General features: G+C 56.5%; 17 protein-coding genes. 2 read left to right on the forward strand and 15 right to left on the reverse strand.

Annotated elements, in window-relative coordinates:
• Positions 1–84: 84 nt before the first annotated feature.
• The 14 genes from chrA to IDH41_RS14590 all read right to left on the reverse strand — a co-directional run bounded on the left by chrA (position 85) and on the right by IDH41_RS14590 (position 18,446).
• Entirely contained in the window at positions 85–1,296 is a 1,212-nt protein-coding gene (chrA, locus tag IDH41_RS14525) for a chromate efflux transporter (protein WP_190862206.1), read from the reverse strand.
• A 304-nt stretch (positions 1,297–1,600) separates the two neighbouring features.
• Positions 1,601–3,217: a serine/threonine-protein kinase gene (locus IDH41_RS14530; RefSeq protein ID WP_190862207.1), complete on the reverse strand. Its 1,617-nt coding sequence runs from the start codon at positions 3,215–3,217 to the stop codon at positions 1,601–1,603.
• A 183-nt stretch (positions 3,218–3,400) separates the two neighbouring features.
• Positions 3,401–4,429 carry a glycoside hydrolase family 88/105 protein gene (locus tag IDH41_RS14535; protein ID WP_190862376.1) on the reverse strand — a complete coding sequence of 343 codons (1,029 nt, stop codon included), beginning with the start codon at positions 4,427–4,429 and terminating at the stop codon, positions 3,401–3,403.
• Between the two features lie 27 nt (positions 4,430–4,456).
• On the reverse strand, positions 4,457–5,293 hold the full coding sequence (locus IDH41_RS14540) for a carbohydrate ABC transporter permease (protein WP_190862209.1): 837 nt from the start codon (positions 5,291–5,293) through the stop codon (positions 4,457–4,459).
• A gap of 2 nt (positions 5,294–5,295) precedes the next feature.
• Entirely contained in the window at positions 5,296–6,195 is a 900-nt protein-coding gene (locus IDH41_RS14545) for a carbohydrate ABC transporter permease (RefSeq protein WP_190862210.1), read from the reverse strand.
• 91 nt (positions 6,196–6,286) lie between these two features.
• Positions 6,287–7,618, reverse strand: coding sequence for an ABC transporter substrate-binding protein (locus IDH41_RS14550; RefSeq protein WP_190862212.1), 1,332 nt, complete (start codon positions 7,616–7,618; stop codon positions 6,287–6,289).
• Between the two features lie 117 nt (positions 7,619–7,735).
• Complete coding sequence (locus IDH41_RS14555) at positions 7,736–9,292, reverse strand: response regulator transcription factor (RefSeq protein ID WP_190862213.1); 1,557 nt, start codon at positions 9,290–9,292, stop codon at positions 7,736–7,738.
• A complete protein-coding gene (locus IDH41_RS14560; protein WP_190862214.1) occupies positions 9,285–11,039 on the reverse strand; it encodes a sensor histidine kinase in 1,755 nt (584 codons plus the stop codon). Before IDH41_RS14560 ends, IDH41_RS14555 begins: the two co-directional genes overlap by 8 nt.
• 101 nt (positions 11,040–11,140) lie before the next feature.
• Positions 11,141–12,157: an SAM-dependent methyltransferase gene (locus IDH41_RS14565; protein WP_190862215.1), complete on the reverse strand. Its 1,017-nt coding sequence runs from the start codon at positions 12,155–12,157 to the stop codon at positions 11,141–11,143.
• Positions 12,158–12,792: 635 nt separating this feature from the next.
• A complete protein-coding gene (locus IDH41_RS14570; RefSeq protein ID WP_190862216.1) occupies positions 12,793–13,128 on the reverse strand; it encodes a cyclic-phosphate processing receiver domain-containing protein in 336 nt (111 codons plus the stop codon).
• Positions 13,129–13,171: 43 nt separating this feature from the next.
• Positions 13,172–13,987 carry an Fpg/Nei family DNA glycosylase gene (locus IDH41_RS14575; protein ID WP_190862217.1) on the reverse strand — a complete coding sequence of 272 codons (816 nt, stop codon included), beginning with the start codon at positions 13,985–13,987 and terminating at the stop codon, positions 13,172–13,174.
• Between the two features lie 42 nt (positions 13,988–14,029).
• The gene (locus tag IDH41_RS14580) at positions 14,030–14,842 is read right to left on the reverse strand and encodes a TIGR01457 family HAD-type hydrolase (protein ID WP_190862218.1); all 813 of its coding nucleotides are present in this window, start codon (positions 14,840–14,842) and stop codon (positions 14,030–14,032) included.
• Complete coding sequence (locus IDH41_RS14585) at positions 14,839–16,203, reverse strand: ribonuclease H-like domain-containing protein (protein ID WP_190862219.1); 1,365 nt, start codon at positions 16,201–16,203, stop codon at positions 14,839–14,841. Before IDH41_RS14585 ends, IDH41_RS14580 begins: the two co-directional genes overlap by 4 nt.
• Entirely contained in the window at positions 16,200–18,446 is a 2,247-nt protein-coding gene (locus IDH41_RS14590) for a DEAD/DEAH box helicase (RefSeq protein ID WP_190862378.1), read from the reverse strand. The genes IDH41_RS14585 and IDH41_RS14590 overlap by 4 nt, the downstream gene beginning before the upstream one ends.
• Before the next feature lie 190 nt (positions 18,447–18,636).
• Here IDH41_RS14590 and IDH41_RS14595 point away from each other — a divergent pair, with 190 nt between their 5' ends.
• Both IDH41_RS14595 and IDH41_RS14600 read left to right on the forward strand, forming a co-directional pair.
• The gene (locus tag IDH41_RS14595; RefSeq protein ID WP_223829733.1) at positions 18,637–18,915 is read left to right on the forward strand and encodes an autorepressor SdpR family transcription factor; all 279 of its coding nucleotides are present in this window, start codon (positions 18,637–18,639) and stop codon (positions 18,913–18,915) included.
• Positions 18,916–18,921: 6 nt separating this feature from the next.
• The gene (locus IDH41_RS14600) at positions 18,922–19,554 is read left to right on the forward strand and encodes an SdpI family protein (RefSeq protein ID WP_190862220.1); all 633 of its coding nucleotides are present in this window, start codon (positions 18,922–18,924) and stop codon (positions 19,552–19,554) included.
• A gap of 65 nt (positions 19,555–19,619) precedes the next feature.
• On the opposite strand, the gene pyrH is transcribed toward IDH41_RS14600, so the two are convergent.
• A complete protein-coding gene (gene pyrH, locus IDH41_RS14605) occupies positions 19,620–20,357 on the reverse strand; it encodes a UMP kinase (protein ID WP_190862222.1) in 738 nt (245 codons plus the stop codon).
• Positions 20,358–20,476 lie beyond the last annotated feature (119 nt).

The following is a 20,476-nucleotide window of genomic DNA, read 5'->3' on the forward strand; positions in this document are numbered from 1 at the left end:
CCTATCCCATTGGTCCCGACGTTCCCTGGCGAGAACGGTAATTTCATCATAATGAAGCTTTATTCCAAATGCAAGCAAGCCGGCCTACAGAAAGAGCAGGCCGGCAAGCGCCGCAAGCGCGACGGCTTGCCAAGGAGGACGCTTCCATATTTGAAGGAGTATGAACAAGACGATGACGATGGCCAGCTCTTTGGCGGAACCGACCGCGTCCATGAATATCGGATCGTACAACGCCGCGAGCAGGATGCCGACGATGCCTGCGTTGATTCCCATTAACGCCGATTGCGCGGTTTTGTTACGCTTCAGCCTCTCCCAGAAGGGCAACGCGCCAAGCACCAACAAGAAAGATGGCAAAAAGATGGAAAACAGCGAGATCATAGCATAGCCGATCCGCGCATAGCCCGTTTCCATCGCCGCGCCGATGTATGCCGCAAAAGTAAAGAGCGGGCCCGGTACGGCTTGAACGGCGCCGTAGCCCGCCATGAATTGATCGCTCGTAAGCAGCGGCCGCTTCCCGCTCAGAAGCTCGGTCTCGAGCATCGGCAGCACCGCATGCCCCCCGCCGAATACGAGCGAGCCTGCCCGGTAGACGCTGTCAATCAGCGTCAAAGCGGCGGAACCCGACCATCCGCTTGCGATCGGCAAGCCGATCAGCAGGATGATGAACAGCGCAAGCATCGCAGCCGCGAGCTTCCGCCCGATCGGGATCGGAGGCTCCCCAGACCCTTCCTCTGCGCCTGCACCCGCTTTCGACTTATAAACCGCAATGCCGATTATCGCGCAGAAGAGAAGCGGTACTAGCTGGCCGGCCATCGATGGCCACAGTACCGCCGCACATGCGGTAACAAGAGCGAGCGTGGCGCGCGGACGGTCCGGCGCCAGCGTGCGCGACATGCTCCAGACCGCCTGCGCGACGATCGCGACGGCGGCGAGCTTCAATCCTTGCAGCCATCCCGCTCCGCCGATTCCCGCCGCTTGCGCGCCGAAGGCGAAAGCGACCATCAGCAGCGCGGACGGCATCGTGAAGCCGATCCAGGCGGCAAGCGCGCCAAGAACGCCAGCGCGCTTCGCGCCGATCGCCATGCCGAGCTGGCTGCTCGCCGGACCTGGAAGGAACTGGCAAAGGGCAACCAATTCGGCGAACGACCGATCCGACAGCCACTGCCTGCGGCCGACGTATTCCTCGCGGAAATAACCGATATGGGCAATCGGACCGCCGAACGAAGTAAGACCGAGCTTAAGCGCCGTCCAGAATACGTCGCCGGCCGCGCCGAATCCGAATTTTCTCTCCGTCATCCCTTAGCCCTCCCGTCTTCGCAAACGGCAGACGCTCTCGGATGCCGGAGTCGCGGAGGGCCGGTTGAGTAGCTCTCCGTCCAAATAGTTCGTGGTCTCATCGAGCAATGAGACCGTAGATTTGCCGATAAGAAGCATCGGCTGCGGCAGAAAGGTTCCGTCTTCGATCATCCGATGATCGCTTAACCTATTCGTTAATCGTTGTACCGTCAACAAATTCATGACAATGAGTCCCCAATCCCGTTCGGTCAAGTTTAGGCCGGACTTAGCCGATAACGCCCGCATCATTGTAGCATGGCTTTGTTTATTTTGTGTTAAATCCGTTGGCAATGAACGTCAAAATCGGTTGAAGCGCCCGCGCGAGCCGCTTCCCCGTCTTCCGCTGGCCGGTTACCCATCTCCCGTCCCACAGCGCGTCCCAGACATGCTCCGGTGGCAATTGCGGAATGACCGCCAGCGGCCGGTCCGGAAATAACGACAGCCATTCGTGGCGTCCGCCGAAGCGGATATCCTTGTTGGCCGCCCAAACGAGCATGCCCCCCTTGCCGCGCAGCTCTTCTTTAACCCGTTCAAGCTTGCCCAGCATAGCCGGCTGCCACTTATGCACGGCCGGGTCGCCGACGGCAATGACGATATGCGATTGCAGCAGCCTATGCATGGCATCGGGCTCGTCCCAACGGCTTGAAAAATCGAACAGGTGAACGGAGCTGCCCGATTGGCGCAGCATCTGGTCGAACTTCTGCGAGACGTGGTCGCCCGGCACAGGGCGCGCCGGATCGATGGCGAACCAGCTCAGCTTGCCGTCCTGCCGCCAAACATGCGTATACCGATCGTCAAAACCGCGGCTCTCCCGATAAGGAGCGTTGCGAAGTCGTAGATGGCGGGATAGGACGGCATGCCATTCCGGCCTGGATCCGGTATACTCTACGGCCGACGAAGCGGAGCCGGCATGGCCGAACAACGCATGCAGCGCAAAGGTCAGGAACGTCGCGCCCGCTCCCGGCGATAGCGAAACAACGCCGATTTGAATCTGCCCCGCAGGAAACAAAGCCGCCTTTGCAGTCGGCGCGACCTGGTTCAGAAACGGCATTTCTCCGTGAATCAACAGCGCAAGCGCTTCCTCCGCCTCCGCCATGCTTGGATATCTCCGCGAAGGCTGCGATTGCAGCATCCGTTCGACGACCGCCTTGAACCTGGGCGGAATATCCGCACGCATGCCGGCGAACGGATCGCTTGCTGCGCCCTCGCCGTGCCGGAACACCGCGCCTCCGGAAGCCAAATAAAAGAGCACCGCGCCAAGGCCGTATATATCGGTTCTCGCATCGCTTTGGCCGCCTCCCTTCTGCTCCGGCGCGGCGAAGCCTTCCGTGCCAAGCTGCTCCGTGTCCTGCCGCCGATTCTCCTTGTAGCGCCTGGAAATGCCGAAATCGATCAGCTTGACCTCCCCGTTTCCGCCGATCATGACGTTGGACGGCTTCAAATCCCGATGGATCACCGGGGGGGATTGCCGATGCAAATAACGGAGCGCCGAGCAGAGCTGCAGGCCGATTTGCACGATCTGTCCATACGGGATGGAGCCGTACGTGCCGTTCGCATAGGCCGTAAGCGTCTGTCCGTTAAAATAATCCATGACCAGCGCGTCGCAACCGCTCTCCTCCATCCTTAAATAGTCGACGATATGCGGGAGATTGGGATGGCTAAGCGACATGAGCATATGTGCCTCCGCGGAATAGGCTTCGTTCGCGTCCGGTGACAGCCGCGTCACCTTAACCGCTCGCAGCATGCCGCCGAGCTTCATGTCCTCCATCGCGTATACCGTGCCCATTCCGCCTCGCCCGATCATCCCCGCGACGCGATAGCGCCCTCCCACGATCACTCCGCCGCCAAGCGTCGGAACCGCTTCTTCCTGCCTGCTGTCCAACGGATATTCTCCTTTCTGCGGACACAAAAAAACATCCTGAAGCCGCTTGCCGATGCGCAAGCGCCCCCAGGATGCTTTCCCGGTTCATTTCATTTCGTAAATAGTACCATATATGAGAGGGCGCACACAACTATTTCATTCAAGCGAAAACGGCTTACGCCGTCGTTGGCGGCATAGCCTCGTTTAGCGGTGCTTCTTGGCATTCAGCAGCTCGGCCAAAAAAGCGAGCGCCAGCCCTTGTCCCCAGCCCTGCACCCGCTTATGGGCAACTTCGCGGTAGCCCTGCAGGTCGTTCATGACCGCCGTTCCGGCCGATACGTTCATGACCGAGCCGTCTTCGGCAATTTGGCTCAGAATGCCGTCGATCGAGCGCTGGATGTATTTGTTGTAAAGCGAACCGAAAGCGAATAGCGCGGCTGCAATGCCGGCGGAGCCCGACGTCTCGTAATAAGACGCATCGTCATTGAGCACCGTATGCCACAGGCCGTTGTCTCCTTGCAGACGGACGAGCGCGCTTAGCTGATCGCGCATCGATCCTTCGATCATCATGAAGGACGGATGCTGCACCGCCACGAGGGGCAGCGCTTTGGCCATCGTCAGGGCGGCCCAGGAATTGCCGCGCGCCCAGAAAATCGAAGACATGTGATTTTGCGCGATGTTGTCCCAGCCGTGGTAATACAAATTCGTTACGGGATCCTGCAGGAAATGCTCGTGCCCGTGATACTGCTTCAGGCCGTCCTCCAAATAATCTTCCCGGTCCAGCGAATGGCCCATGCGCACGAGGAAATAACCCGCCATCATCATCGTATCGACCCACGCCTGCTCGGGAAAGTTGTACGTCTCGGAATTGACCGTGTGCTGGAAGATGCCGTCCGCGAACCGGACCGCGTCATGCTTTAAGTATTCGGCCATTTGGACGGCAACGTCCAAATACTTCTTGTCGTCCGTCGCTTTGTACAGCGAAAGGAGACAGTGGCCGATCGACACGCCGTTCACCGACAGCTTCGGCAGGCCGTCCTCCAGCTTCTCGTCCACCCATTCCCTGAGCCATTCGATATACCGCTCGTTGCCCGTCGCCTCATAAGCTTCCGCTACGCCGAAGAACGCCACGCCTCCCGGCCAATCCCAACCGAAATCCATTCTAAACGTACGGTCCACGACCCGGTCGATGACGTCGCGGATCTGATTTTCGTCATATTGCAGCTGCGGCATATCCATCTTCCTCTCTCCTGGTTCTAATTATTTGAGACCGCTGGTGCTAATCCCTTCCACGATGTACTTCTGGAACGCGAAGAAGATGCCGAGTACGGGAAGCAAGCTGACGATCGACATCGCGAACATCGCGCCCCAGTTCGATACCGTATCGCTGTCCAGGAACATCTTGAGCCCCATCGATACCGGATACAGACTTGGCCGGTTCAGGTAAAGTACCGGTCCGAGCAGGTCCTCCCAGCGCCAGTAGAACGAGAAGATCGCGGCCGTCGCCAGAGCCGGCACCACGAGCGGCAAGATGATGCGGAAAAACAGCCGGAACTTGCCGCAGCCGTCGATCGTCGCCGCCTCGTCCAGCTCGCTCGGAATCGTCCGGATGAACTGGATGAGCAAGAAGATGAAGAACGGAATGCCGAAATATTGCGGAATGACGATCGGCTTGATCGAATTGAGCCAGTCCAGCTTCGCGAATAAAATGTACTGCGGGACGAGGACGACGTCATGCGGCAGCATAAGCGTCACCATCATGATGCCGAACCAGAACGCCTTGCCCGTAAAATTCAGTCTAGCGAACCCGAAGGCGATAAAGGCCGAAGACAGCACGGCGCCGATCGTTGACAACACGACGATTTCCAGCGAGTTCATCATAAAGGTGCCGAACGATTGGCCGGCGATGCCGATCCAGCCGGTTTTGTAGTTTTCCCAAATCCACGGCTGCGGAATGAGCGAGTCCGCCGTGGCGAAGATCAGATTGCTTTGCTTGAACGAGCTCATGAGCAGCCACAGCACGGGGTAGATCATGGCGAGCGCGAGCAGCGAGACGAAAACGTGGTATGCCGGCCACTTCAGCTTTTTCAAGATCATGATCAATGGCCTCCTTTCGACTCGTAATGCACCCATTTCTTCGATGTCCAGAACAAAATGCCGGTCAGAATGGCGATGATGATAAGCATGACCCACGCCATGGCGGACGCGTAGCCCATATCAAAGTAAACGAACGCTTGACGGAACAGGTAAAGCGAATACAGAAGCGTGCCGTCGAGGGGACCGCCTTCTCCTTTGGAAATAATGTAGGCCGGCACGAACGTCATGAACGCGCCGATCGTCTGCATGATTGTGTTGAACAAAATGATCGGACTCAGCATCGGCAGCGTCATTTTGAAAAACCGGACGACCGGACCCGCGCCGTCCACATTCGCCGCTTCGTACAGCTCTGGCGGAATATTCTTTAGGCCGGCAAGAAAAATAAGCATGGAGGAACCGAACTGCCATACCGACAGCGTGATCAACATCCAGAGAGCAGCTGCCGGTTCCGCGAACCATCTGACGCTATCTAAACCGAGCGTGTTCAGGAAGTGGTTGATGACCCCTTCGTCGCCGTACAGGTTGCGCCACATGATCGATACCGCGACGCTTCCGCCGATGATGGAAGGAAGGTAGTAAACCGTCCGATATAACCCGATTGCTTTCGAGGCCGTGTTCAAGAGCATGGCGATAAACAAAGCGAACGCGAGCCGCAGCGGCACGCCGATAAAGACGTACAGGAACGTAACCCGAAGCGATGTCCAAAACTTCGTGTCGTCCGTGAACATCGAGGAATAATTCTCAAGGCCGATATAAGACGGCGTGGACAGCAAATCGTAATCCGTAACCGAGAAGTAGAGCGATGCGACTGCGGGAATTAACGTGAACAATAAAAATCCGATGACGAACGGTCCGATGAACGTGTAGCCGATGAGGTTATTTTTGAATGAGAGCGATTTCATCTTAATCCAACTCCTATGCGCCAGCTAACGCGCCAAGTATGAAAGCGCGATGGCCGATCTTGCGACCGGCCACCGCGCAGCTCGGTTGAGGTTACCCGTTTTTCTTCAGAATGGCGGTTGCTTCTTCTCTAAATTTCTTAGCGGCTTCTTCAGGCGTAATTTTGTCGTAGTTCATTTGCTCGGCCAGGCTGGTAAGCGATTTGAACACTTCCGCGGAGCCGATCGGATCCGGAGGATCCATCGGCGAGCTGTTCGATTCCGCCCATGCCACATAGTCGTATACTTGCACCTGCGCTTCGGTGGAAACTTCCTTCAGCGCTTCTTTGACCTTCGCGGATACCGGCACGCCGCGGTCGCCTAGGATCAATTTGTTCGCTTCGATGTCGTTCACGAAGAAGTTGATGAATTTAGCCGCTTCTTCCTTCGCCTTCGAATTTTCGGAGATGGAGAAGAACATGCTCGGCTTCAGGAACAAGCCTTTTTCCATATTCGGTCCCATCATCGGCGCGATCGCAAGCGGACGGTTCGCTACTTGCTGCAGGCCGACGTATTGGTTCGACCATTGCCATACCCCGATGCCCTGGTTCAGCACGAGATGACTGTCTTCCGCGCCTTTGATTTGCGCCAGCACGTCCGGCGAAGGAACCGCGCCGTCGATGACGAGTTTAGCCAGCATGCCGAAGAAATCGACGAACAGTTGGTCGTCCTCGTAGCCAAGTCCGGTGCCTTCCGCGTTGAACAACGTTTTGTCCATCGTGCGGAGGTAGTAGCCGAAGAATACTTCCGGGCGCATGCCGTTGTCGAAGTACAGGTCGGCTTCCTTCGCTTTGCCCGCCCACGCGACGTAATCGTCCCAAGTGAAGCTTTCCGGAATCGAATCGATGCCCGCTTTTTTCAGCAGCGCCGGATCGTAGTTGAATCCGAGCGCGTTGACGCCGAGATTCATGCCGTACAGCTTGTCGCCCAGCTTGCCGCCGTCGATCGCGTTCTGCGAAATGTCGGTGACGTCGATCTCTTTGCCCAGGAACGGCGTCAAATCCGCCAGCTGGTTGCGTCCCGCGTATTGCGAGTAGTTTTGCGTGTCGATCTGGATAATGTCCGGAAGCTCGTTGGCGGCCGCCTGCGGCGCCAGCTTCTTCCAATAATCGTCATAGTTCGCGTATTCCATTTCGATCGTGACATGCGGATTTTTTTCCTTATACATCTCGATGACCTTCATCGTGTAATCGTGGCGCGGCTGTCCGCCCCACCAGGCGATCCGAAGGGTGACCGGCTTCGCTTCGCCCGATCCGTCCGCAGTCTCCGTCCCCGAATTCGTTCCGTTTGCGCTATTTCCGGAATTTTCCGCATTCCCGCCGCAAGCGCTTACGAGAACGAGAGCGAAAGCCATCAGCAGCAAAAGCATTTTGTTCCTTGCTTTCATCGTGTTACGCCCCTTCCAAACTCTTGAGTTGTTGTTGACATGCTTTATTATAGGACCTATGTCGAATTGTCGGAATTTAAAAAACCGCTTTCTTTGTTAAAAAAACAGAGGTCGCCGTCAAGGCGACCTCTTGTATTCGGACGGCGTAAAGCCCGTATATTTCTTGAACACCTGGCTGAAATATTGCGGATTGTCGCCGAAGCCGAGCTGCTCCGCGAGCTCGAACACTTTGACGTCGCCGGTTTTCTCGATCTCCTCCATCGCCTTCTCGATCCGCAGCTTGACGACGTAATTCGAAAATTTGTCGCCCGTCTCCTTCTTGAACAGTTTGCCTAAATAATCGGCGTTCATGTATAGAATCTCGGTTGCGACCCACCCGAGCGACAGGTCCGGATTGCCGAGCTGCTCCTCAACGACCTGCTGCATTTTAAGGATAATGGACGAGTGCTTCCGGGTCAGCAACCGGTAATTGTTCAGACAGATTTGCTCCGCGTTGTCCGTAATGAATTGCTCGATCGCCCGAAGCGTCTGGAATTGGTCGAAGCTCGCGATTTTTTGCAAATAGTCGTTGATCTCCTCCGGACTTCCTTGGCGCACGATCGAAACATATAGCGGAATGACGTACGATTTCGAAAGATGCGTATCGAGCCGGCTGTCGGCCAGCTGCGAGAAGTACGCCTGGAGCTCGTCCCGCACGAATGCCCAATCCCCCGACTTGACGTGCATGCATAGCGGCTCCTCGTCATAGAGGAAAGTCCCCGGCGCCGATTCGTCGTCGCGGCCGATGTCCTTCTTCGTTATAATGCTGCCTTCGCCCAAATAAAACTGGTAGTTCAAGCATTCGAGCGTCTCGCGGTACATGCTGCGCGCCTCGACGATCGGGCCCGGATCGCTGACGGCCGCCGTCGCATCCATTTTGTAATAAGCCGCGAACGTCCGTTTGATTTCAGACAGATTGGCAAATAGCGCATCCGATTCCCCATCCGCCTTGATCAACAGTAGCACGTGCTTGCCGATCGTCGTGCTAAGAAGCACCGTCGACTTGCCGAGCACGTCCTCGGCGATGTTTTTGATCGCGAACATATGCTCGAATTCGAACTTGCCTTCAAGCTGAAAGAGCAGCAGCCGCACGCTGTCGTTCTCGACCGTCATCCGGAACATTTGGCGGTAATCGTCCCAATCCCGCTGGCCGTACGTCTTGTTGGTGACGAGCTCCTTCAGGAACTGCTCCTTCGCGTGGGGCAGCACCTTCGTTAATTCCTTCTGAATGTTCGCCATGAAATTTTCCTGCGACTGCAGCTTCTCCAGATCGAGGATGATCTCGGCCAACGCCTGCGTAATCGTGTTCTCGTTGCAGGGTTTCAGCAAATAATGCTTTACGCCGAACTGCATCGCCGTGCGCGCGTAATCGAACTCGCTGAAGCCGGACAATAGGATGAAGGCAATATGCGGAAACCGTTCATTTACCTTCTCGACGAGCTGCAGACCGTTCATCCCGGGCATTTTAATATCGGAAATGACGATGTCCGGCATATGGGTTTCGATAAAGGACAACGCTTCGAGCCCGTTGCGGGCCGTGCCGATCAATTCTGTCCGATGCGCCTCCCAGTCAACCGTGCGCGAAATGCCTTCGACGATGATCCGCTCGTCGTCCACCAGCAGTACTTTATACATTCGAATCCCTCGTTTCATACGGAAGCATCAAGATCACCTTCGTCCCTTCGTTCGGCGCGCTTTCGACGGATAAGCCGTAGGCTTCGCCGTACAGCAGCTTGATGCGGTCCTCGATATTTTTCAGTCCCAGACCCGAGCCCTTCGGCTTCACTTGCCCGCTCAGCAGCTGCTCCAGAAACGGCTTCTCCATTCCCGGACCGTTATCCTCGACCGATATGCATACCATATCGTCCATGACATAGGCGCGAATTTGGATCGTGCAGGCTTCGATCATTTGCTCGAGTCCGTAATTAATCGCATTCTCGACAAGCGGCTGCAAAGACAGCTTCGGAATGCGGGCAGACAGCAATTTGTCCGGCACATTGACATGAAAGTCGAGCCTTTCCTCGAACCGGTATTTTTGGATCGTGACGTAATGATTCACGATTTCCAGCTCCTTGGACAGCGGAATGAGCGGCTCTTTCAAATTGAGAGACGTCCGGAGCAGAGAGCCGAGCGCTTCGACCATTTGGGAAATATGCGTCTGGTTGCTCAGCTTCGCCGACCAGTTGATGGATTCCAGCGTGTTGTACAAAAAATGAGGGTTGATTTGGGCCTGCAGCGCTTTGAATTCCGTATCGCGAATCGTGAGCTGCTTGATGTAATTCTCGTGGATCAAGTCATTGATCCGCTCCACCATGATCCGGAAATTGCGGTGCATCTGCCCCGCCTCGTCCATCGCGAGCGCCCGGCCGTTCGGTTCGTCCGCGTACTCGAAATGGCCGAGCTGTACCCGCCTCATCTTCGCGTTCAGCCTCTCGATCGGCTCGGTAATGCCGTTCGCGAAGCCGACGGCGACTAATAGAATGGCGATGAACAGCACGATAAAAATAATGATGATCGTATTCTTCACCTTGACGACCCGCTCGAAAATGCTGTCGAACGGAATAAGCGTATAATAGGTCCACTCCGTGTTGGAGGAGGCGACGTACGTGACGAAATATTTTTTGCCGCCTGTCTGAATGACCTTGTAGCCCTCTCTTCCGGACAGCCCGGTCAGCCGATCGATCGGAAATTCCGACGCTTCCGGGTAGACCGCTTCGTTGTTCTTCATAATGATAAGTCTGGCGTCGTTGCTGTTGATGCCTTTGGCGAAATCGGCGAACACCTTGTTCATGTCGATGCGCAGCGCCAACGTTCCGATGTAATCCAGGTTCAGCTGCTGAAACGAACGCACCTCGCGGGCCGCGATCAACGATTTGTCGTTCCCGGCGGGCGCGATCCACGTATTGCCGCCAAGGTTGACCGCCGTGCTTTCCTTGAACCGGGCTAACCGGTCCTTGCCGACGGTAATGGAATTGGCCCCGACCGCGTACTCGTTGTCGTACACGTCGTAGAGCTGCGCGGAGAGCACGTATTTATCAAGCGCCCCGAGGTCGACCATCCTCTCCCGGACCGTCGTGCGCGCCTCGTAGTCGTCGTAATCGGTTTGGCCGCTTTTGATCGACCGCAAATAATGCTGGATCGTCGGATCGGTCGCGAGCCGGAAGGTCAGCTTCTCCATTTTGTTCAGTTCGTTCTCGATGTTCAGCGTCGACAGCCGCAGCGCTTTGGCCGATTGCTCATAAATTTCCTGATCGTAGAAATCGAAGGCGTAGCGCTGTACGACGATGCCGAGCACGGCTACGACGAGCATGATCACCGAAATAAGCACGAACATTTTATGTTTGATGCGCAAATTCATATAAAGCGCTTTCAGACGGGCCATGCGAGTCGCCTCCTTTCCGCATTAACGCTAAATCGCCGTTCGATGAAAAATCGCCGTTCGCCGGGTAGAAGAAAAGAGCGTCCCGCTTAGGAGACCGCTCTTTATTTTTTTTGAAGGTGCAATGTAATTTCTTCGCGGTTATGGAACAGCTGCTTCGCCTTCCCGAGCACGAACGCGGTCGACAGCCGGGAGATGACGTCCCGGATCGTCTGAAGCGGCTTGCGATGCATCAGCTTGACGGTTATGACGGCCGTCGCTCCCTTCGCGAGCGCCGGCTCCAGATCGAGAACGAGCCTGCACATTTGCATCGGACTCCAGCTCATGTCGCATACGAGCAAATCGAACGCTCCGGCATCGAACTTGACATCCGAAGCGTTCCGCTTCACGTAGGTCAGCGTCGGGTATTCCAGCAAGGACGGATGCAGCTCCGCCGGGTCGACGGCCGTTACGCGTAGGCCGCGCTCCAGCAGGAGCGACGTCCAACCACCCGGCGCGGCGCCGACGTCGAGCGCGTTGCGATGCTTCGCGTAATTTAAGCCGAACGCCCGCTCCGCCTCCAGCAGCTTGAACTTGGCGCGGGATACTTGCCCTTCCTCGCGCTGGAAGCGAACGGCGCCGCCCGGCCAGTCCGACAGCATGTCCTGCGGCGTGCCGAAGCCGGCGTATAGCTGGCTATCCGCGGCGTAGATCGCGATGATCATATCCGGCTGCTGCACGGCCGGCTCCGCGTCGATTTCTTCCAGCACGGCATCCAGAATCGCCTTCGTATCGGCCGCCGAATACACGTAGACCGTCTTCGGCGTGCGCCGGATATGCACCGCCGTCCGCTTGTTCTCCAAAGCAAGAACGGCATTGCGCACCATGGACGACAACCGCTCCAGATCGTCGGCGTTTCCTTCGATCTCGAGCGTCCGGTCGACCGGCTGAATGTGCCGCAGGAAGATCGGCTCCTGCTGGCGGATCGCCTGCAGCGTCTCGTTCCGATCGAGCGGACTGTTCATCATGAACACTTCCCCCGCCGCCAGCTGCGTGAAGGTCGCGCCGTCGATTAGTCGACGCAGCTCCTCGATCGCGTACGGGGCATAACCTTGATTCGCCGTTCCGATCCATTGGCTCAATGACTTTTCCTCTTTCGTAATTATTTCGATCCCTCCCAAACCGAAACCCTTCGATCCCTCCCAAACCCTCCCTTCCAAGGGAGGGCCCCAAGGACTGCGTCCTCTGGACACCTGCAATTGAATGAACATGAGAGCCACAGAGACGGATGTGAGCAGATTTGTACTAGGACCGCTTTCGTCCCTTCGGGACACGCTTTCAGTTGGTGCGCTAGTGCAACCTTGTATAGATCATGAGTAACGTATGTGCCCAAGAGATGGGTGTTAGCAGATTTGAGCTAGGACCGCTTCGGTCCCTTTCGGGACACGCTTCCAGGTGGGGCACTCGTGCAACCTTGTATAGATCATGAGTAACGTATGTGCCCAAGAGATGGGTGTTAGCAGATTTGAGCTAGGACCGCTTCCGTCCCTTTCGGGACACGCTTCCAGGTGGTGCGCAAGTGCAACAACAGCTTTACTTTATGATCGTACAAATCCTGAGCGCGTGTACAGGTGCAGTTAATGGAAATCCGCCGATTCGTCCGCCCTGCAGCCTTTCATCCGGGTCGACAACGACGAAGGACAAAGGGCTTGTCCAATCCGTATGAAGCGCTCTAGGACTCCTCCCTTGAAGGGAGAAGTCCGTCTGGTCACTCTTGTTAAGGCGTCTCCGAAATTTGGCGGATAAGCGACTCCGGCATCGGGCCGTTGTGGAGCTTGATATGGGACGGCGCGCTCGTCGAGAGCGTATGGTACATTTGCATGCGGCCGGCCGCGCTGGACGTATGCAAATAAATCTCCTCCGGATATCGGCCGGTTTCCACGATGTGACGTACCACTTCATAGCCGGTAGGCTGCGCCCAGCCCAGGTCGTAATCCAGCGACAAAATGCCGACCGCTTCGAGATCGAGCAGCTGCTTGCACTCCTCCGCATTTAAGGCCGGGACGAAGCCTTTCGGACATGGGCGATAATCGTCTAAGTATACATGAATCATGAATGAAGCCTCCATTCTAATAATGGATGACATGCTCGCTTATTCATTGATTGGTTTGGAAGCCCGGGCTGAAATAGGCCTTGCGCCCCGATACGTCGACGGTCTCGATCGCGCTGCCGGTCTGTCCGCACGGCTCCCCTTCCCGATCGAACACCTTCAAGTGCCGGCTGTAGCCGCCGGTCAACTCGTCTCCCTCGCTGAACGGATGAACGCCTGCGCCGCCGTATGAAATCGCTTCCTTTAATATTTTATGCATCGATTGATACAGTCGTTCCCAGGCATCCTGTCCAAGCGACGGAATTTTCGCGTCGGGGCGAATCGCCGCGTCATGGCAAATCTCGTCCGAATAGACGGTGCCGATTCCCGTAATGACGGTTTGATCCATAAGCGCGGATTTGATGGCGCCGCGTTTCTTGGCGAAGCGCGCGATAAACTTCTCGAGCGTCAGCCGTTTATCGAACGGATCCGGTCCTAAAGCGCCGAGCCGCTCCTCAACCTCCTTCACGGACAGCAGCTGCAAATCGCCGGTCTTCAGTCCGACGAGGTACAGGATGCGATCGCCGAAACGAATCTTCGCCGACGCCGTTCGGCCCGGCTTGTCCTCTTCGGATCCCGCGTACAAATAAGCGCCGTGGGATAACTGGACAAGCAGACGCTTGCCGTTGTCCAAATGAAAAACCAAATGCTTGCCGCGTCGTTCGACGAACCATAGCGCCTTCAAAGCGATGTCGCGTTCCAGCTGATCGGTGCCCGTCTGCGACACTTTTTCTTTCAACACTTCGATACCGGTTATTTGAGCTCCGGCGAATTGCTCCGCTAGCTTAGCCCGGTATACGTCCAATTCCGGCAGTTCCTGCATGAAAGCTCTCTTCCTTCCTATGCCTTTCGGTATTTCGGTTTGTCAGTTCGCTCGATGTTCGGCAATATACGCGAGAAGCTCGCCGAGATCCTTGCACACGACATCCGGCCTGCAGCCAGCCTGAAGAGCGTAGTCATCGATGTTTTGTTCGGTGGTAAGGCCGGTCAGGACCAGCAGCGTGCCGCAGCCCGCCGCTTTGCCGAAGGCGATGTCGGTCGCGAGGTTGTCCCCGATTACCCAGGTTTCTTCCGCCGTTAGCCCGATGCTCCTCAAAGAATAGTCCATCAAAATCGAGGACGGCTTGCCGATTAGCGTAGGCTCCTTGCCCCCTGCCGCCCTCAGCATCGCGCCGATCGATCCCGCTCCCGGAATAAGCCCGTCGCCGGAAGGCAGCAGCAAATCGGGATTCGTCAAGACGAACTCGGCGCCTTCATGAATAAATCTTACCGCTTTCGCCAGCCGTTCATACGTAAGCGAGCGGTCGATGCCCTGCAGCACGAAATCCGGCCGTTCCTCCGTAAGCCGCAATCCCGCTTCCTGGGCCGCACTCCTCAGCCCGGCCTCGCCGACGACAAAAACGGAGGCTCCTGGCTTCATACCCGCGATATGCTTCGCGGCCGCGTGCGCCGAGGTGCACACTTCCGCCGCCTCCGCCGGAATTCCCATATTTCTAAGCCGTTCGGCTACGTCTTCGGGCGATGCCGACGAATTGTTCGTCACGAACCGATACGGCAGCGACGAGTCGCGCATGTACGCGATCAACGTATCCGCCCCGTCGATCCGATGATGGCCATGATATAAGGTGCCGTCCAAATCGATTAAAAATCCGCGCATTTTTGGACTTATGCCGGTCATAGAAGTTCCTCCCCCAAAAAAGTCGCCGGTTCGGCCCTGCGCGCCGTTGCCGCCTCCGCTTTCCGGCGCAGCCGCGCGATCCGATTCCGCAAAGCCTCGAGCTCCGCGCGTTTCTTCGCGTCTCGCCGGACGAGCATCGCCTGATTCGTCGCATGCTCGAAGGCCGCATCCGCATAGCCGAGAGCGGAATCGAAATCTTTGAGCTTGTGCTCGTAATACATGGCCAGTTCGATGTTCGCTTCCATAGCGGCCGCGCCATAATTCGACAACGCTCTTAAAACAGTCTTCTGCCACAATAACACAGCGCGTGCCCAATTTCCAGCCTTCTTATCGCGCGCGGCAAGCATTAGCAGCGTGGCCGGATTCGCTTCCTCCGTCCGCGCGGCCAGCTCGAATAATTGCTCGGGCAGCGCCGGAATGCCCATCTTCTCCAGCCAAAGTCCGGTACGGACCAACTCCTCGGGCTCCTTCGGAAGCGGAATGAACGGCTGGAAACGGCCGTTCAGCAAATGCCCGAACCGAATCGCGAGCGCGGCAAGCGACAGCATGTCGATTTCGTTATGGCGAAATACGCCAGCAAGCGGCGAGGGGTCGCCGTCCGCCAAAAACTGAAAATAGAGCTGCGGGGCAAGCGAGCCCGGCACGTCGTCTTCCCGATGAATGCCCAGCCGCTCTTCTTCCACGTAGCTCAGCTTGCACGAAGCGAGCGTATTGCGCCATACCGAACGCGCCGGATGCAGAAAATCGAGATGCCTCGGCTCCCATACGTTCCGGCCCAAGCCGTTCATTATAAACCGGCTTTGCACGAGCGGCCAGTCGAACGTCTTGCCGTTATACGTAGCGAGATACGTAAACTTGGGCAGCTTCTCCGCCAAATAAGCGAGCATCGCCCTCTCTTCCGCCGGATGGCGGATCAAGGCTTGCTCGATCGTAAAGCGTCCTTGCGCCTCGTAGGCAATGCCGAGCATGAACGGCACGTTGCCCGTTCCGACGCCAAGACCCGTCGTCTCCAGGTCGAGGAAGAGCACCTGCTCCGCGGACGCGTTCGCGCCGGGATGGAAGGCGGACAAGCCCGGTGCCGCTTGGCGAAGCTCCTCAATCGCATGCAGCCCGTGCCGGTAGTCGGCCGGATAGTCGACCTTGCGCAGCAGGAAGCTGCCGGCATCGTTCGTAAGCAGCTTCACGCCGATTCGGTCCCAAACCGGCGATAGGCCGTCATCCGACGAATCGGCTGCGCGGCGATCCGTTTCCTCGGAATCGATAGCAGCCGAAGCTGAGGCCGGCTCCTCCGTTTTCCGGTCGGCCGGCGCCTCGGAGGAATGGCCGCGCAGCCGCATCATGCGATCCTTTAATCCGCTCATAGGGCCCCCAATAGTTCTACGCTTTTTTGTTTGGCGTCGATGCCCTCGATTTCCGTGCCGATACAGGAAGGGCATCCGTCCTCGCAAGCGCATTTCCGGATCAGGTTTCTTGCGGCCGTCTTGATTTCGTCAAACCGCTTATAGACGTCTTCGGCAAGACCGATGCCGCCCGGATAATGATCGTAAATAAAAATCGTCGGCAGCTGCGTATGCTCCGCCCTAATTTGCGATACGACGTGAATGTCGCTCCGGTCGCACATGACGTGAATCGGCACGATATGCCTGAGGACGTTGGATATGCCCATCAGCAGCTGCTCCAGCGTCTTCGTGCCGAGCGACGGATCCGGTTCCGTCAGCTCGACCCAAGCGGCGCTCGTATGCAGCTCTTCCTCGGGAAGGCTGATCGGCCCGTAGCCGATGTTTTCGAACGTGGTCAGCTTGATTTTTTTGAATATCGTCGGCATCGCGTTCACGACGACGTCGCCGTAATGAACGGTGGAAGCGCGCCTCGTCTCCGTCCGGTCGATTTCCAGCACTTTCAGCTTCACCGCCAAATTCGCGTCCGTATAATATTCGACGTCGACCTCCCTCACGTATGCCTTCTTATGGTCCCAATCGAGCTTCTCCACCTGGTACTGCACGCCCTCGTGCAAGTAAATGGCTTCGTCGTGCAGCAGGGTCATGGCGCTGAACCGGTCCATCTCCCCGATGATCTTCACGCTGGCGACGTTCGACTGGTCGACGATGACGACGTTTTCCTGCGCGGCGGATCTAAGGCTGACCTCGCTTGCCGGAAAGGACTGATTCGCCCAGTAATACGTGTCGCCGGCATAATGGAGAACCCGCTCTTCCACCAGGTACTCGAGCAGCTCCTCGATTTCGAGCGGTCCGAATTCCTCCCCTTTCTTGAAAGGAAGCTCGTAGGACGCGCAGCGCAAATGATCGACGAGAATGAGCAAATTTTCCGGATTGATTCTCGCGGACTCCGGAGACCGGTCGAAGAAATATTCGGGATTGTGCACGATATACTGGTCGATCGGCGTATTGCTCGCAACCATCAGCACCAGCGCTTCCCCGTGCCGCCGACCGGCCCTTCCCGCCTGCTGCCATGTGCTCGCCACGCTTCCCGGATACCCCGTCATGACGCATACCTGCAGCTGTCCGATGTCAACGCCCAGCTCCAACGCGTTCGTGCTGACGACGCCGAGAATGTCCCCGTTGCGCAAGCCTCTTTCGATCTCGCGGCGCTGATTCGGCAAATAACCGCCCCGATAACCTCTAATCGATTTCGCACCGATTTCGTTTTTGACGAGCTCCTGGATGTGGCTTAGGATGATTTCCACGCGCACCCGGCTGCGGGCGAAGATGATCGTCTGGATTTTGTTCGCGAGAAATTGCTTGGCGAGCTGGTTCACCTCGACCGTCGCGCTCTTCCGGATGTTGAGCGGCTTGTTGACGATCGGCGGATTGTAGAAGACGAAATGCTTCCTTCCCCTCGGCGCGCCGTTGTCGTCGATGAGCCTCATCGGTTTGCCGGTTAATTGCTCGGCCAGCTCCTTCGGGTTGGCGATCGTCGCGGACGTGCAAATGAATACGGGGTCGCTGCCGTAAAATTTGCAAATCCGCTTCAGACGCCGTACCACGTTTGCCACGTGGCTGCCGAAGACGCCCCGGTATGTATGCAGCTCGTCGATGACGATATATTTCAAATTGCTGAATAGGCTGATCCATTTCGTATGGTGAGGAAGGATGGCGGAATGCAGCATGTCGGGATTCGTAATGACGATATGCCCCGCGCTTCGGACGAGCTGCCGAATGGCCGGCGACGTGTCGCCGTCGTATGTAAAGCTCTTGATGTCGATCCCCATCTCGGCAATGATCTCGTTCAACTCGCTCTTCTGGTCCTGCGCGAGCGCCTTCGTCGGGAACAAATAAAGCGCGCGGCTGCCATCGTCCTCGGCTATCGCCTGCAGGACGGGCAGATTGTAGCAAAGCGTCTTGCCCGACGCGGTCGGCGTGACGGCAACGACGTTCTCGCCTTTGCGGACGGTGTCGTAGGCCGTGGCCTGATGCGTATAGAGCCGCTCGATGCCGCGCCTTGCCAACGCCGCTTGTATTCTTGGATCCGCGCTCTCCGGCATCGGCCGCGTCTTGGCCTCCACCGGCTCGACTTCGTGCCAATTGATTATGTTTTCGTTCGTTCTCAACTGTTCGATGATTTCGGGTAAACTTTTCTTTTTCAGCATGATCGCACACCTCTACCCTCATTTTACAGAATACATGTTCGGTCCGCAATTTTAATTTTCCGGAAATAAGAGGCGATTCGCCGGTTGACAATCGCTTCGGAGTAAGCTATTTTTGATTTAAGTTAAACATTTAGATAATTTTCTAAATATCGAAGAGAACGCGGCACAGCCGGAAAGGAAGTCTGCTATGTCGATCAACTTGGCCTTTAAAGCGTTGTCCGACCCGACAAGGCGCAAAATTCTCGATCTGCTGCGCGACCGCGACATGACGGCCGGAGAAATTGCGGATCACTTTCAAATGACGAAGCCGAGCATCTCGCATCATCTGAGCCTGCTGAAGCAAGCGGAGCTCGTATGGGACGAGAGGCAAGGACAGCACATTTATTACTCGCTCAATACGACCGTCTTCCATGACCTGATGAAATGGATGTTATCCTTTCAGCAGAACAAAAACCGAAAGGAATGATTCGCCATGAAAAAAAGCCTGATTTCTTTGTTGATCGTTGCCGCCGCTCTTATCGCAAGCGCCTTGACGTACGCCGACATGCCCGATCGGCTTCCGATTCATTGGAACGCGGCAGGCGAGATCGACCGGTTCACCTCCAAGGCGTTCGCCCTGTTTTTCCTGCCCGGACTAATGGCGCTCCTTATCGCGATGTTCCGCGTCATACCGCTTCTCGATGCGAAGAAGCAAAATTACGAGAAGTTCGAATCCAGCATTCGGATCTTAGAGAACGTCGTGCTCCTCGGCTTGCTCGTCTTTCATGGCATAACGATCGGTTACGGATACGGAATGGAGATCAACGTTTCCATGATCGTGCCGCCGGTCATCGGGATCATTTTCGTCGCGCTCGGGAACTATATGCCCCGCTTCCAGCCGAACAGCCATGTCGGCATTAAGACCGCGAGCACGCTCGGCAACGAAACCGTTTGGAGAAAAACGCACCAGGCCACGGCCAAGTTTTACGTCATCGGCGGCCTGCTTATGATCCTGACCGCATTCGTGCCGGCACCGTTTCAAAGCGTCGCCTTCCTTTGCATCATCGTCGGCGTTGCCCTCTCCACGATATTCGTCTCCATGCGTTACACGAAGAAACGGTTCTAATTTTTCGAAAAAAAGACGGCTGACCATGCGCCTCGTCGCACGATTGGCCGTCTGTCGTATGCGGTTTATTCCAGCTGCAGTTCCGAATCCTCGCTTATGATCGTGCCGTTATTCCTTCCTTCGCAAATTTGCTTCATCGATCCGGGCCGGTCGAAATTAAAGACGTGAATCGGCAACTGATAGTCCCGTGCCAATATAAACGCCGACTGATCCATCACCTTCAAGTTTTGCCCCAGAACGTCGTTATAGTGCATCGACTTGTACTTCCGGGCAGAGCGATCCTGCTTCGGATCGGCGCTCAGAACGCCGTCGACGCCCTGCTTCGCGACGAGCAGCGCATCGCAGTTCACTTCGATCGCGCGCTGCACGGACGGATAATCCGTCGTGACGTATGGCTGCCCGTTCCCCCCGGCAAAGATGACGATATAGCCTTTCTCCAAATGATGGACCGCCCGCAGCCGGATATACGGCTCGGCGACCGACGTAACGGGGAGCGCCGTCATCACTCTTACTTCCTTCGCCGTTTTCGCCTTAAGCACGCCCCTGAGCATTAGACTGTTAATAACCGTCGCGAGCGTGCCGATATTATCGGCCTCCGCCCTCTCGATTCCCCAGCTCTCGGCCATATTGCCGCGAAAGATGTTCCCGCCGCCAATGACGACGGACACCTCGATGCCCATTTCCGTTACGGATAAAATTTCGCCCGCGATATGCTCCAGTCTGGCCGGGTCGAACCCGAATTCGCTGTCCCCCGCAACGGCGCCTCCGCTTAATTTAACGAGTACCCTCTTATACCTGAGCATGCGAAACACCTCCCCGAAAAAATAAAAGCACCGAAGCGGCATCGCTTCAGTGCATCCAATCGGCGGAAATAGGAAATTCGAGACCCATCCGGTTGTGCGGCTTGATGTTGAATTTCATA

The sequence above is a fragment of the Paenibacillus arenilitoris genome (assembly GCF_014705655.1).
Lineage (GTDB): Bacteria > Bacillota > Bacilli > Paenibacillales > Paenibacillaceae > Pristimantibacillus > Pristimantibacillus arenilitoris.

What these genes read in the sequence shown, in the direction of transcription:
- IDH41_RS14550 (WP_190862212.1), bottom strand. Translation starts at nt 7,618, where the DNA reads ATGAAAGCAAGGAACAAAATGCTTTTGCTGCTGATGGCTTTCGCTCTC.
- IDH41_RS14580 (WP_190862218.1), bottom strand. Translation starts at nt 14,842, where the DNA reads ATGACCGGCATAAGTCCAAAAATGCGCGGATTTTTAATCGATTTGGAC.
- IDH41_RS14600 (WP_190862220.1), top strand. Translation starts at nt 18,922, where the DNA reads ATGAAAAAAAGCCTGATTTCTTTGTTGATCGTTGCCGCCGCTCTTATC.
- IDH41_RS14535 (WP_190862376.1), bottom strand. Translation starts at nt 4,429, where the DNA reads ATGCCGCAGCTGCAATATGACGAAAATCAGATCCGCGACGTCATCGAC.
- chrA (WP_190862206.1), bottom strand. Translation starts at nt 1,296, where the DNA reads ATGACGGAGAGAAAATTCGGATTCGGCGCGGCCGGCGACGTATTCTGG.
- IDH41_RS14595 (WP_223829733.1), top strand. Translation starts at nt 18,637, where the DNA reads ATGTCGATCAACTTGGCCTTTAAAGCGTTGTCCGACCCGACAAGGCGC.
- IDH41_RS14575 (WP_190862217.1), bottom strand. Translation starts at nt 13,987, where the DNA reads ATGCAGGAACTGCCGGAATTGGACGTATACCGGGCTAAGCTAGCGGAG.
- IDH41_RS14555 (WP_190862213.1), bottom strand. Translation starts at nt 9,292, where the DNA reads ATGTATAAAGTACTGCTGGTGGACGACGAGCGGATCATCGTCGAAGGC.
- IDH41_RS14570 (WP_190862216.1), bottom strand. Translation starts at nt 13,128, where the DNA reads ATGATTCATGTATACTTAGACGATTATCGCCCATGTCCGAAAGGCTTC.
- IDH41_RS14585 (WP_190862219.1), bottom strand. Translation starts at nt 16,203, where the DNA reads ATGAGCGGATTAAAGGATCGCATGATGCGGCTGCGCGGCCATTCCTCC.
- IDH41_RS14540 (WP_190862209.1), bottom strand. Translation starts at nt 5,293, where the DNA reads ATGATCTTGAAAAAGCTGAAGTGGCCGGCATACCACGTTTTCGTCTCG.
- IDH41_RS14545 (WP_190862210.1), bottom strand. Translation starts at nt 6,195, where the DNA reads ATGAAATCGCTCTCATTCAAAAATAACCTCATCGGCTACACGTTCATC.
- IDH41_RS14560 (WP_190862214.1), bottom strand. Translation starts at nt 11,039, where the DNA reads ATGGCCCGTCTGAAAGCGCTTTATATGAATTTGCGCATCAAACATAAA.
- pyrH (WP_190862222.1), bottom strand. Translation starts at nt 20,357, where the DNA reads ATGCTCAGGTATAAGAGGGTACTCGTTAAATTAAGCGGAGGCGCCGTT.